The sequence below is a fragment of the Microbacterium sp. DT81.1 genome, assembly GCF_049844955.1.
Taxonomy (GTDB): domain Bacteria; phylum Actinomycetota; class Actinomycetes; order Actinomycetales; family Microbacteriaceae; genus Microbacterium.
The window spans coordinates 472,769-485,743 of the sequence record NZ_JBNCMA010000001.1 but is presented as its reverse complement, the minus strand read 5'-3'; the positions used below and the strand labels follow the sequence as shown (position 1 = coordinate 485,743).

General features: G+C 70.9%; 13 protein-coding genes. 1 reads left to right on the top strand and 12 read right to left on the bottom strand.

Annotated features, from left to right (window positions below; all coding sequences use genetic code 11):
- Positions 1–89: 89 nt before the first annotated feature.
- From ACLQ2Q_RS02165 to ACLQ2Q_RS02120, 10 genes are all read right to left on the bottom strand, one after another.
- The gene (locus tag ACLQ2Q_RS02165; RefSeq protein WP_425817477.1) at positions 90–953 is read right to left on the bottom strand and encodes an aldehyde dehydrogenase family protein; all 864 of its coding nucleotides are present in this window, start codon (positions 951–953) and stop codon (positions 90–92) included.
- On the bottom strand, positions 950–2,392 hold the full coding sequence (locus ACLQ2Q_RS02160) for an aldehyde dehydrogenase family protein (protein ID WP_425817475.1): 1,443 nt from the start codon (positions 2,390–2,392) through the stop codon (positions 950–952). Before ACLQ2Q_RS02160 ends, ACLQ2Q_RS02165 begins: the two co-directional genes overlap by 4 nt.
- 12 nt (positions 2,393–2,404) lie before the next feature.
- On the bottom strand, positions 2,405–3,412 hold the full coding sequence (gene deoC, locus ACLQ2Q_RS02155) for a deoxyribose-phosphate aldolase (protein WP_425817473.1): 1,008 nt from the start codon (positions 3,410–3,412) through the stop codon (positions 2,405–2,407).
- Between the two features lie 86 nt (positions 3,413–3,498).
- Positions 3,499–4,278 (bottom strand): hypothetical protein, encoded by a 780-nt coding sequence (locus tag ACLQ2Q_RS02150; RefSeq protein ID WP_425817471.1) that lies wholly within the window; start codon positions 4,276–4,278, stop codon positions 3,499–3,501.
- A complete protein-coding gene (locus ACLQ2Q_RS02145) occupies positions 4,275–5,234 on the bottom strand; it encodes a bifunctional riboflavin kinase/FAD synthetase (protein ID WP_425817469.1) in 960 nt (319 codons plus the stop codon). The genes ACLQ2Q_RS02150 and ACLQ2Q_RS02145 overlap by 4 nt, the downstream gene beginning before the upstream one ends.
- On the bottom strand, positions 5,231–5,668 hold the full coding sequence (locus ACLQ2Q_RS02140; RefSeq protein ID WP_425817467.1) for a hypothetical protein: 438 nt from the start codon (positions 5,666–5,668) through the stop codon (positions 5,231–5,233). Before ACLQ2Q_RS02140 ends, ACLQ2Q_RS02145 begins: the two co-directional genes overlap by 4 nt.
- A 105-nt stretch (positions 5,669–5,773) precedes the next feature.
- Positions 5,774–6,142, bottom strand: coding sequence for a hypothetical protein (locus ACLQ2Q_RS02135; RefSeq protein ID WP_425817465.1), 369 nt, complete (start codon positions 6,140–6,142; stop codon positions 5,774–5,776).
- On the bottom strand, positions 6,139–7,041 hold the full coding sequence (truB, locus tag ACLQ2Q_RS02130; RefSeq protein ID WP_425817463.1) for a tRNA pseudouridine(55) synthase TruB: 903 nt from the start codon (positions 7,039–7,041) through the stop codon (positions 6,139–6,141). Before truB ends, ACLQ2Q_RS02135 begins: the two co-directional genes overlap by 4 nt.
- A complete protein-coding gene (locus tag ACLQ2Q_RS02125; protein ID WP_425817461.1) occupies positions 7,041–7,727 on the bottom strand; it encodes a uridine kinase in 687 nt (228 codons plus the stop codon). The genes truB and ACLQ2Q_RS02125 overlap by 1 nt, the downstream gene beginning before the upstream one ends.
- A gap of 15 nt (positions 7,728–7,742) precedes the next feature.
- Entirely contained in the window at positions 7,743–8,399 is a 657-nt protein-coding gene (locus ACLQ2Q_RS02120) for a hypothetical protein (protein WP_425817459.1), read from the bottom strand.
- Between the two features lie 111 nt (positions 8,400–8,510).
- On the opposite strand from ACLQ2Q_RS02120, the gene ACLQ2Q_RS02115 reads away from it, so the two are divergent.
- A complete protein-coding gene (locus ACLQ2Q_RS02115; protein WP_425817457.1) occupies positions 8,511–9,380 on the top strand; it encodes an A/G-specific adenine glycosylase in 870 nt (289 codons plus the stop codon).
- An 85-nt stretch (positions 9,381–9,465) separates the two neighbouring features.
- Here the strand turns inward: ACLQ2Q_RS02115 and rbfA are convergent, their stop codons facing one another.
- Together rbfA and infB are read right to left on the bottom strand one after the other, a co-directional pair.
- Positions 9,466–9,972 (bottom strand): 30S ribosome-binding factor RbfA, encoded by a 507-nt coding sequence (gene rbfA, locus ACLQ2Q_RS02110; RefSeq protein WP_425817455.1) that lies wholly within the window; start codon positions 9,970–9,972, stop codon positions 9,466–9,468.
- A gap of 144 nt (positions 9,973–10,116) precedes the next feature.
- Positions 10,117–12,936 carry a translation initiation factor IF-2 gene (infB, locus tag ACLQ2Q_RS02105; RefSeq protein WP_425817453.1) on the bottom strand — a complete coding sequence of 940 codons (2,820 nt, stop codon included), beginning with the start codon at positions 12,934–12,936 and terminating at the stop codon, positions 10,117–10,119.
- Positions 12,937–12,975: the final 39 nt, after the last annotated feature.

Below are 12,975 nucleotides of genomic sequence, written 5' to 3'. Positions count from 1 at the left end.
GTCCTCCGGTGATCCACGCGTCGGCGTCGACGCGTGTGCTCACACTACATGCTTGCGTTACCCATTCGTTACCGCGGGCGCGACCGGCGCTAGACGAGGCTCTTGGTGTGCCAGACGGTCTTGATCTCGGTGAACGCGGTGATGCGCTGCAGGCTCGGCGCCGCCGCATCCGCTCCCCCTTCGGGAGGGAGCACCCGCTTCAGCGTCTCCGCCGCCGCGATCTGCAGCTCCACCCAGTCCAGGGCCCCCGCGCCGACGAGATCGAGCGCACCGACGTCGGCATGCGAGGCGAGCCACGGCGCGATCTCCGCGGGCGATCCCGTCAGGACGTTGACCACTCCGCCCGGCACGTCGGAGGTGGCGAGCACCTCGGCCAAGCTGATCGCGGAGAGCGGGAACCGCTCGCTCGCGAGGACCACCACGGTGTTGCCGGCGACCAGCGCGGGGGCGATGGACGATACGAGACCCAGCAGCGCGGAGTCCTGAGGCGCGATCACGGCCACGACGCCGGTCGGCTCCGGCACGGAGATGTTGAAGTACGGACCGGAGACGGGGTTGGCATTGCCCGAGACCTGCGCGAACTTGTCGCACCAGCCGGCGTACCAGACCCACCGGTCGATCGCCTCGTCGACCTGAGCGCCGGCGGCCGCCTCGGAGACGCCCTGCTGCCCGCTGATCTCCTCGATGAACTGGGCCCTGCGGCCCTCGAGCAGTTCCGCGATGCGGTACAGCACCTGGCCGCGGTTGTACGCCGTCGCGCTCGCCCAGCCCTTGAGTGCACCACGCGCCGCGACGACGGCATCCCGAGCGTCCTTCCGCGAGCCCATCGCGGCGTTGGCCAGGAACTCGCCCTTGGCCGAGACCACCTCGTAGGTGCGGCCCGATTCGCTGCGGGGGAACTTGCCGCCGATGTAGAGCTTGTACGTCTTGGGAACGGTCAGTCGCGCGCTCATGCTCGCGCCCCTTTCAGGTAGGCGAGAAGGCCGTGCCGGCCGCCTTCGCGGCCGTAGCCGGATTCCTTATAGCCGCCGAACGGGGAGGCGGGGTCGAAGCGGTTGAACGTGTTCGCCCAGACCACACCGGCCCGCAGGCGATCGGCCACGGCGAGGATGCGGCTGCCCTTGTCGGACCAGATGCCCGCCGAGAGTCCGTAGGGAGTGTTGTTCGCCTTCTCGATGGCCTCCCCCGGCGTGCGGAAGGTGAGAACCGAGAGGACCGGCCCGAACACCTCCTCGCGCGCGATCCGGTGGCTGGCCTGCACGTTGGTGAAGATCGTCGGCGCGAACCAGAAGCCGTTGGCGGGGATCACGCAGTCGGCGCTCCAGCGCTCGGCACCCTCGTCCTCGCCGACCTGGCTCAGTTCGCGGATGCGGTCGAGCTGGGCACGCGAGTTGATCGCCCCGATGTCGGTGTTCTTGTCGAGCGGGTCGCCGAGGCGCAGGGTCGACAGCCGCTCCTTGAGTCGATCGACGACCTCGTCGTGCACCGACTCCTGCACCAGCAGGCGGCTGCCGGCGCAGCACACGTGACCCTGGTTGAAGAAGATGCCGTTGACGATGCCCTCGATGGCCTGGTCGATCGGCGCGTCGTCGAACACGATGTTGGCGGCCTTGCCGCCGAGCTCGAGGGTGACCTTCTTGTTCGTCCCCGCGACGGCCTTGGCGATCTCCCGTCCGACGCCGGTCGATCCGGTGAACGCCACCTTGTCGACATCCGGATGCCGCACGACGGCCGCGCCGGTCGCGCCGGCGCCCGTGACGATGTTGACGACACCGGCGGGGAGGTCGGCCTGCTGCAGGATCTCAGCGAAGATCAGCGCCGAGAGTGGCGTCGTCTCTGCGGGCTTCAGGACCACCGTGTTGCCGGCCGCGAGAGCGGGGGCCAGCTTCCACGCGAGCATGAGCAGCGGGAAGTTCCAGGGGATGACCTGGCCCGCCACGCCGAGGGCGCGGGGGTTGGCGCCCAGCCCCGCGTAGTCGAGCTTGTCGGCCCAGCCGGCGTAGTAGAAGAACCACGAGGCCACGAGGGGAACGTCGACGTCGCGGCTCTCCTTGATGGGCTTGCCGTTGTCGAGGCTCTCTGCCACCGCGAGCTCGCGGGCGCGCTCCTGCACGAGGCGGGCGATCCGGAACAAGTACTTGCCGCGGTCCCGGCCCGACATCTTCGACCAGACCTTGTCGTGCGCGCGGCGTGCGGCCGCGACGGCGGCATCGACATCCGCTTCCGACGCCGCTGAGATGGTGGCGATGTGGGTCTCGTCCGCCGGAGAGATCGTCGCGAACGACGCTCCCCGGCCCTCGACGAACTCACCGCCGATGAACAGCCCGTACTCCTCCCGGAGGTTCAGGATTGCGCGCGACTCGGGCGCGGGGGCGTACTCGAGAAAGCTCATTGAATCTTCGCCTCAGTCGATCGTCACGTAGTCGGGACCGGAGTAGGCACCGGTGGTCAGCTTCTGGCGCTGCAGCAGCACGTCGTTCAGCAGGCTCGACGCACCGAAGCGGAAGAGGTGCGGCTGCAGCCACTCCTCGCCGACCGTCTCCGCGACGGTGACGAGGTACTTGATGGCGTCCTTCGACGCGCGGATGCCGCCGGCGGGCTTCACACCGACCTTCTCCCCCGTCGCACGGTGCCAGTCGCGCACGACCTCGAGCATCAGGAGCGTGACCGGCAGGGTCGCGGCCGGCTGCACCTTTCCGGTGGAGGTCTTGATGAAGTCGCCACCCGCCAGGATCGACAGCCACGACGCGCGCTTGACGTTGTCGTAGGTGTTCAGTTCGCCGGTCTCGAGGATGACCTTGAGGGATGCGTACGAACCGTCAGCGCGGCGGCAGGCCTGTTTGACGCGCGCGATCTGGTCGAAGACGACGCCGTACCGTCCGGCGAGGAAGGCACCGCGGTCGATCACCATGTCGATCTCGTCGGCCCCGTTCGCCACGGCCTCCGCCGTGTCGGCGAGCTTCACCTCGAGCGACGCGCGGCCGCTGGGGAAGGCGGTCGCGACCGCCGCCACGCTGACCAGCCCCTTGTCGGGGTCACCATGGGCGGCGCCGAGGGCCTCGACGGCGTGGGGCACCATGTCGCCGTAGACGCACACCGCCGCGACACGGGGGCACGACTGGTCCGAGGCATCCGGGTTGAGTGCCTTCGCGACCAGGGATCGCACCTTCCCGGGGGTGTCGGCACCCTCGAGGGTCGTCAGGTCGATGAGCTGGATGATGCGGTCAAGGGCCCAGGCCTTGGAGGTCGTCTTGATGGATCGCGTGCCGAGGCCGGCCGCCCGCTGCTCGAGACCCACGGCGTCGACCCCGGGGAGCCCCTGCAGGTAGCGCCGCAGCGTGACGTCGTCCGGCTCGCCTCCGAGCAGCTCGACGGCGCGCTCGGGCAGGGTCATCAGATCTGTGCGGCTCATACGTCCCTCCGTGTCTGCGGCTCGGATGTCGCGAATCCTGGCGGGCTCAGTCGACCGTCCAGCCTAACCCGCCCGCGGACGCCGGTCTACGGCGCGCGGTCGGCGGATCCGTCGCGCCCGTCGCCGAGCAGGGCCGTGACGAGGGCGTCGACCGTGACGCCGCGACGGGACGCCTCGGCGCGGAGTCGGGCTGCGGCGTCCGACGAGATCCCGTTCGACTCGGCGGCGGGCGCAGCTGGTCGCTCCGCCGACCCTGGTTCGCGGAAGAGCAGCGACAGCACCGGCACCACCACTGCCCCCAGTGCGGCCAGGATCCCGAGGATTCCGAGCGCCCGCGGAAAGACGTCGTCGTCTATGTCGGCGGGGAACCAGATCAGGTAGAGGACCATCGCCACGACGACACCGAACAGCCCGAGCGTGATCCAGAGCCCGGCCCGCACCGCCGGCCGGCGGCGGTTCGACAGCAGCAGCAGGAGCGAGCCGAGGGCGAGCGCGGCGGTGATCGTGACACCAGACCACAGCACCCGCCACAGCCCATCGGGAGGCGGCTGGCCGAAGTCCCACCAGATCAAGACGATCGTCAGCGCAGCCGTGGCGACCGACACGGCCGCTCCGATCGTGCCGAAGACCTGCAGCCGACGCCCCGCGAGCGCCGCGCAGCACAGCACGGCGACGCTGTAGGCGCCGACGACCGCCGTCGTTCCCAGCACACGCCCCGCCGTCGGCCCGAAGTCGCCGCCGAGCAGCACGGCGATGCCGCCGACCGCGGCGAGCGCGAACGAGACGACGATGACGCCGACGATGACCCTGCGCACGAGCGAAACTCGCTGCCCGACGGGACCTGTGCCCTCGGCATCCGATGTCATCTCAGCGCCTCGCGCACGCGCCTCACATCGTCGCCGATCTGGTCGATGAGCGCATCGATGCCCCGAAACGCGACCATTCCGCGCACGCGCTGCACGAACTGGATCTCCACACGCCGACCGTACAGGTCCAGGTCGGTCTCATCGAGCACGTACGCCTCGACCTGCCGAGCGTGGACGTCGTCGAAGGTGGGATTGAGTCCGACCGAGATGGCGGCGGGGTAGCGGATGCCGGAGCGGAGCCCGTCGGCGGAGCCCTGGTCGATGAGCCACCCGGCGTAGACGCCGTCGGCCGGCACGAAGCCCTCCAGCTCGGCGCTCAGGTTCGCCGTCGGGTAGCCGAGCTCGCGGCCCCGCTTCAGTCCGTGCACGACCTCGCCCCACACGGAGGCCGGTCGCCCGAGCAGCCGCTGGGCTGTGGCGACATCGCCCTCATCCAGCAGCTCGCGGATCCAGGTCGAAGAGACCCGCCGCCCCTCATCGATGGCCCGCACGTCCTGCACGACATCCACCGTGAAGCCCCACTCGCCGCCGAGTTCGCCGAGCAGGTCGACGTTGCCCGCTCCCCCTCGGCCGAACCGGAAGTCCTGACCGACGAGCACCGTCTTGACCCCGAGGGCCCCGACCAGCACGTGCTCGACGAACTCCCGCGCCGGCAGGGCGGCGAGTTCCTCGTCGAAGTGCAGCATCAGGGTGGCGTCCACGCCGGCCTCTGCGAGCAGCTGCAGCTTCTGGTGCACGCCGATCAGCTGGGGCGGGCAGATCTCGGGGCGCAGCACGCTCAGCGGGTTGCGGTCGAAGGTCACCGCGACCACTCGCGCGCCCGTCGCCGCGGCATCCACCTTCGCCTTCTCGATCAGCGCACGGTGACCGGCGTGCACGCCGTCGAACTTGCCGATCGCCACGACGGATGGGCCGAATCCCTCGGGGACCTCCGCCGGCTCCCGGAAGACGATCACGGTGCCACCGGCTTGTGGGTGGCGAGCCACCAGATGCCGAGGAAGGGGAGCACGAGCGGCACGAACAGGTACCCGGACCCGAATCCCGACCAGACGGTGGGGTGCGCGAAGAGTTCGGGCAGCACGACCGAGAGGGTGCCGACGACGAGCACACCGGCCAGCTCGAAGACGATCGCGATCCAGGCGACGCGGTACCAGGCGCGGCTTCCCGCGAAGATGAGGGCGAGGGTGGCGACGATGTAGACCGCGGCCGAGACCGCCGACAGCGTATAGGCGAGCGGTGCCTCGTCGAAGCGCTCGGCGATCTGCACGAAGGAGCGGCCGGTCGCTCCGAGCGCCATGACGGCGTAGACCACGACGAGGACGCGTCCGATCCCGCTCATGCGCCGGCGGGCCGGTGCGGCGGCTTCGGTGGGCGAGGAGGCTGTGCTCATAACGCACTCAATCCTAGGCGCGGGCGGTAGGGCCGATCCTCGGCGGGCGGCGACGCCGATCCCCTGCGGGCGGCGCCGCCGATCCTCTGCGGGCGGCGCCTGGGCCTAGGCGACCTGGATCGTCCAGATGACCTGCATGCGCCAGACCATGACGGCGACGGCGAGCGCGACGACTCCCATGATCACCGTGCTCCACCGGCTGCGCTCCACGAGCGCCCACGCGACACCGGCCGGAGGCAGCAGCGCCGCCGAGACGAGGTAGACCCAGAACTCGAGCAGGCTGCCCGTCGGGACGTTGCCGGTGAGCGGCGCCACGATCGCGACCACGACCTGGACGAGCAGCAGCAGCTCCAGCAGGGCGAGTGCGCCGACGGTGAGGTCGCTCGGCCGGCGCCCCGCCACCCCGAGCACGATGCACAGCACACCGGCGAGCGTGGCCACCGCTACCTGGATGTAGGTGAACCACAGGATCACCGGGCCTCCCCCTGCGTCGTCGGCATGTTCATGCCGCTCTTCAGGTCGGCACCCCGGCGTTCGAGGATCCCCACCAGCTCGCCGGCCGGGTCGACCGCGGCCGCCGCGTCGCCCGTCATGCGGGCGCCCGCACCGCTCAGGCGCTTCCCGTGGCGAAGGTCGCGCGCCTCCTCAGCGGTGACGTCCACGCGACCGAGCACGGCCGACGCGACATGGGCCGGCGCCAGCAGAGGCCGGTCGGCGAGGTCGTCGATGGAGGCCGCACGGGCGACGTCGAAAGGGCCGACGTGCGTTCGCCGCAGGGCGATGAGGTGGCCGCCGATGCCGAGGGCCGCCCCCAGATCGCGGGCGAGAGCCCTGATGTACGTCCCGCTCGAGCAGTCGATGACCACGTCGAGCTCGATGCCCTCCTCCCCTCTCCTCGAGCCGAGCACCTCGAACCGCGAGACGGTCACGCTCCTGGCCTTGAGCTCGACGTCTACGCCCTCCCGTGCGAGGTCGTACGCGCGCCGGCCGCCGACCTTGATGGCCGAGACCGTGCTCGGGATCTGGGAGATCGGCCCGGTCAGCGCGGCGACGCCGGAGGCGATGGCCTCAGGGGTGACGGCGGCCAGCGTCGCGGCATCCGCTCTCGCTGTCTCGACGCCGTCGGCGTCGTCGCTGTCGGTCGACACGCCCAGCCGGATGGTGGCCTCGTAGGTCTTGTCGAGCCCCACGAGGAAGGTGAGCAGGCGGGTGGCACCCTCCACCCCGAGCACGAGCAGCCCCGTCGCCATCGGGTCGAGCGTGCCGGCGTGCCCGATCTTGCGGGTCCCGAGCCCCTTCCTGGCCCGTGCGACGACGTCGTGGCTGGTCATCCCGCCGGGCTTGTCCACGAGCGCGATGCCCGATGACGCCATCAGCGGAAGTCCCGATAGACGCGGGCCGGATGCGACGGGTCGGTGTTGTCGATGACCGCGGATGCCGCGAGCCTCGGATCCGCCTCGAGGACATACAGCCGCTGCCCGTCGACGTAACGGGCATTGGAGGGGGCCTGCGGGTCCGGGTCGGAGCCGTCCCGTTCGGCCATGCGCGCGTACGTCACCTCGAGCGGCACCTCGAGCCACACGGACCAGTCCCAGAGCCCGCGCAGCTCCGGGCGGTGCAGGAAGATGCCGTCGACGACGAGCACGGCGTCCTCGGGGGCGGTGACCCACCGCGATCCCACCTGGGCGTCACGGGCGACGTCGAACGCGCTGAGCTGGAACCCGGTGGCGCCTCGCGTCTGCAGTCCGTCCCGGAACGGCTCGACCAGCACGCGCCGGAACAGGGAGTAGTCGAACGAATCGCGGTAGAAGCCCTCCGGAGAGTCCCGCCCCCGCACGTAGCGCTCGGCACGCGGACGGTGGAATCCGTCGATCGACGCGCGGAACACCGCGGACCCGTCCTCGGCGAACACCTCCGCGAGGGCGTCCGCGAACGTCGTCTTCCCCGCTCCGTCCACGCCGTCGACGGCGACGAGCACGCGGCCGCCCCGGTAGTGCAGGCGCACCTCGTCGCGCAGTTCGCGCAACAGGGTCGTGGCCGGCGTGATGGGGAGTCGCACTCCCCCAGCCTACGGTCAGGCGCAGAGCTCGTACGGCGGCGTGGCGTGCGTCGTCACCGTGATCTCGGACACCGTCTCCGCGCCCTCGTAGAAGGTCAGGAAGATCGTTCCCTCGAGCTGGATGAACCGCCGGCCTCCGACGGCGGAGCCGTCGGACGTGTCCATGAAGTCTGCGCCGGGGTACGCGGCCTGCACCTCTTCGAGCGTCGACCCGACCCCGATGCCCTCGGGCGTGAGGGGTCCGGTGACCCCGGTCGACTCCGGCAGCGTCATCGAGGCCACCAGGTCGACCGGTCCGTCCTCCGAGGCATCACCGGGGCGGGCGGTGACGACCTGGTAGCCGCCGTCGGGTGCCGACCACCACGCCGCCCACGCGCACCTGTCGGTGTCGTTGGTGGTGCCCTCGGGCATCACGCCGATCGCATCCGGGAGCGTCATCCCGAGCTCGACCGGGCCGATTCCGGCAGCGGTGACGACCCACGTCGAGGGATCCTCAGCATCGACGGGGGTCTCACTCGTCGTCGGCGACGGGGCGGCGGTGGGCTCCTGTGTCGACGCGCCGATGGGTGTGGGCTCCGCGACCGTACCCCCGCCAGCGGTCGCGCACGCGGTGAGGGCGAGCGCGAGAGCGGATGCCGCGATGCCTGCGAAGAGGCGCGAAGAGTTGAGCACGGGAGACCTCCGGGGGGTTAAGGACCGTCTCCACCTTAGGCACCTCGGGCACGAGGCCGTGGGATGGCACGGCAGCCTCTCAGCCGCGAGCGGGAGTTTAGGCTGATCGGCATGCCCGATCTCGCCGCTCCTCTTGTGGCGTGGTACCGCCAGAACGCCCGGGTGCTGCCGTGGCGGCATCCCGAGTTCGGGGCGTGGGGCATCCTCGTGAGCGAGTTCATGCTGCAGCAGACGCCCGTCAACCGGGTGATCCCGCACCTCGAGGCGTGGCTCGACCGTTGGCCGACGCCGGTCGCGCTGGCCGCCGCGCCGCCCGCCGAGGCGGTGCGGCAGTGGGCGAACCTGGGCTACCCTCGGCGTGCACTATGGCTGCACCGGGCGGCGGTCGAGATCGCGGAGCGGCACGGCGGCGTCGTACCGCGAGATGTGGATGCGCTGCTCTCGCTCAGCGGGATCGGCGACTACACGGCGCGCGCCGTGGCGGTGTTCGCCTACGGCGACCGGCATCCGGTGGTGGATACGAACACGCGTCGGGTGCTGGCCCGTGCGGTGGACGGCCGGTCGCAGCCCGGCCCGCCGTCGAGGCGAGACCTGGCCGCGATGGAGGCCGAGCTTCCCGAGAGCGACCTGGATGCGGCGATCGTGAACGCCGCCGCCATGGAGCTGGGCGCCGTCGTCTGCACCGCGCGGGCGCCGCGGTGCGACGCATGCCCGCTGGCGAATGGGTGCGCCTGGCGTGCGGCCGGGTACCCGGACACCGGGGATGACCGCCGTCGGCAGGCGCGTTACGAGGGCAGCGACCGGCAAGCCCGCGGCGCGGTGCTGAAGGTGCTGCGGGATGCCTCGGCCGTCGGCATCAAGATCGAAGACCTGCTCCCCGATTGGCCGGATCGGCACCAGCGGGATCGCGCCATCACATCACTTGCGGACGACGGCCTCGTGGAGCTGGTCGGCGCGGCCGCGCGACTGCCGGACGCCTGAGGCGCACGAACTTCGGAGGAACGCACGAAACTCGGACGATCCGGCCGGGATCGTCCGAGTTTCGCGTCATTCTCCGAAGTCGGTGCTACTCCGCGCGCTCGCGCTGCAGGTCGTCCGCCTCGGACTCGGACTGCTCCGCCGCGGCCTCGCCGTCGACCGGCGCCTCGTCGAACCCGCGCGGCTTGACGTACGGGTCGGCATCGCCGGCGTACTGGGCGGATGCCGCGAGTCCGGCCACCGCCTGGTCCCGCTCACGCGCCTCGCGCAGGAGGTCGGCGATGTGGTCGGCGTTCTCGGGGATCGCGTCGGCGATGAACTCCAGCGACGGGGTCAGGCGCACGTTGAGGTGCTTGCCCACTTCGGAGCGGAGCATCCCCGTCGCGGCCTTGAGCGCCTCCGCGGATGACTGGCGCTCCTCCGCAGTGCCGAGCACCGTGTAGAACACCGACGCGTGCTGCAGGTCGCCCGTCACCTTCACGTCGGTGATGGTGACGAACCCCAGACGAGGATCGCGGAGCCCGCGCTCCAGGCGCTCCGCCAGGATGACTCGGATGCGGTCGCTCAGTCGAGCGGCCCGGCTGTTGTCGGCCATAGCCTCTTCCTTTCCTCGTCCCCAGCCAACGGGGCTGAGCATTCTCGTGTGCCAGGAGGCGCATGATGTCGCCGCTGAGGCAATCGGGGCAGGGCCCCGCTCTTGCCGAAGCGGCGACGTCATGCGCCGGCCCGCGAAGGAGGATCAGCCGCGCGGCTTCTCCACCATTTCGGTCGTCTCGATCTCGTCGCCGATCTGGATGTCGTTGAACCTGCCCAGACCGATACCGGCCTCGAAGTCCGTCCGAACCTCGGTGACGTCGTCCTTGAAGCGACGCAGCGACTCGATGGCCAGGCCATCGGCGATGACGACGCCGTCGCGGATGACACGGGCCTTCGCGTTGCGGGTGATCGTTCCGCTGCGCACGATGACACCGGCGATGTTGCCGAACTTGGAGGAGCGGAACACCTCGCGGATCTCGGCCACACCCGACTGCACCTCTTCGAACTCCGGCTTGAGCATGCCCTTGAGGGACTGCTCGACGTCGTCGATCGCGTTGTAGATGACCGAGTAGAAGCGGGTGTCGACGCCCTCGCGGGACGCCCGCTCGCGCGCCTTGGTGTCCGGCCGGACGTTGAAGCCGATGATGATCGCGTTGTCGATCGTCGCCAGGTTCACATCCGACTCGGTGATCGCACCCACACCGCGGTGGATGATCCGCAGCTGCACGGACTCGTCGACCTCGATCTTGAGGAGCGACTCCTCGAGCGCCTCGACGGCACCCGACACGTCACCCTTGATGATGAGGTTGAGCGACTCGACCTTGCCCTCCTGGAGAGCGCGGGTGAAGTCTTCGAGCGAGATGCGCTTGCGGGCCTTGGCCAGCTGGGCGTTGCGCTCGGCCGCTTCACGCTTCTCGGCGATCTGGCGGGCCAGGCGGTCCTCGTCCGTGACGATGAACGTGTCACCGGCGCGGGGCACGGAGTTGAGGCCCTGCACCTGCACGGGCCGCGAAGGCGCGGCCTCGAGCACGGGGTCGCCGTTCTCGTCGGCCATGGCGCGCACGCGTCCGTACGCCGTGCCTGCGACGATCGCGTCGCCGACCCGGAGCGTTCCGGACTGGATGAGCACCGTGGCGACCGAGCCGCGGCCCTTGTCGAGCTTGGCCTCGATCGCGACACCGCGCGCCGCCTTGTTGGGGTTGGCCGTGAGGTCAAGACCCGCGTCGGCGGTCAGCAGCACTGCGTCGAGCAGCTCCTGGATGTTCGTGCCCGCGCGGGCCGAGACATCCACGAAGATGACGTCGCCGCCGTACTCCTCTGCGACCAGGCCGTACTCGGTGAGCTGCTGACGCACCTTGGCCGGGTTGGCGTCGGGCTTGTCGATCTTGTTCACCGCGACCACGATCGGCACACCGGCAGCCTGGGCGTGGTTGAGCGCCTCGACCGTCTGCGGCATGATGCCGTCGTCGGCCGCGACCACGAGGATCGCGAGGTCGGTGACCTGCGCACCACGGGCACGCATGGCGGTGAACGCCTCGTGACCGGGGGTGTCGATGAAGGTGATGGCCCTCTCGATGCCGTCGTGCTCGGTCCAGACCTGGTACGCACCGATGTGCTGCGTGATGCCGCCCGCTTCGCCCGCGACCACGTTGGTCTGGCGGATGGCGTCGAGCAGTCGCGTCTTACCGTGGTCGACGTGACCCATGACGGTCACGACCGGCGGACGGATCTCGAGGTCGCTCTCGTCCTCGTTCTCCAGTTCCGCGTCGAGGTCGAGGCCGAAGCCCTCGAGGAGCTCCTTGTCCTCGTCCTCGGGCGAGACCATCTGGATCTTGTAGCCGAGCTCGGCGCCGAGCACCTCGAAGGTGGCCTCGTCGAGCGATTCGGTCGCGGTCGCCATCTCACCCAGGTTGAACAGGATGGTGACGAGCGTTCCGGGCTGCACCGTGTAGCCGGTCAGCGTCTCGATCTTGTCCGCGAAGTCCGAGATCGACGCGCCACGGCGCATGCGGATGATCTCGCCGTTGCCCTTCGTGACGTTGACGCCGCCGACGACCGGGGCATCCCTCATCTCGAATTCCTGGCGCTTCGCCCTGCGCGACTTGCGCTGCTTGGACTTGCCGCCGCCCTTGCCGAAGGCACCTGCCGTGCCGCCGCCGGGTCCACGGCCACGGCCGCCGCCGCCACCGGGGCGACCGGCGAAACCGCCGGCCGGGGCGCCACCGGGCGCGCCGCCACCGCCGGGGCGCTGGAAGCCGCCGCCCGCCGGACGGCCGGGGCCGCCGGGGCGCTGCTGGAACGGGGCGCCGGGGCGACCTGCGCCACCCGGGCGACCGGGGCCGCCGGGGCGCGCACCTGGTGCACCGGGACGCGGGGCGCCGGGGCGGGGCGCCTGCGGGCGCGGGATGTTGCCGGGGGTGGGCGTGGGCCGCTGGCCCATGCCCTGCTGGCTCGCGAAGGGGTTGTTGCCCGGGCGCGGTCCGGCCGGGCGCTGGCCCATGCCCTGCGCGCTCGAGAACGGGTTGTTGCCGGGGCGCGGCGCAGCGCCGCCGGGGCGCGGGGCGCTGTCGGTCGCGGACTCCGCCGGAGCGGATGCCGCCGGAGCGGATGCCGCCGGAGCGGGAGCCGCCGGAGCGGGAGCCGCGGGCGCAGCGGGCGCCGGAGCCGGAGCCGAGGGTGCGGCGGCCGCAGGTGCGGCCGGCGCCGCCGCGGCCGGAGCCGGAGCGGGTGCGGCCGGACGGGGGGCGCCAGGTCGGGCACCGTTGGGCCGAGCCGGAGCGCTCTTCGCCGGCGCGGACGCGGAGGCGGTGACGGATCCGGACGCCGGGGTCGACGCGGCGGCGGCGGCCTTGCCGGCGCCGTCAGCCTCGAGCGCGGCGCGAAGCTTGCGAGCCACGGGGGGCTCGATGGTGGATGAGGGGCTCTTGACGAATTCGCCGAGCTCCTTGAGCTTTGCAAGTGCGAGCTTGCTGTCTACACCGAGTTCGGATGCGATCTCGTGTACGCGTGGTTTGGCAGCCACAATTCTCCTGTCTGGGTTGGTCTACCCAGGCAGGGCAGA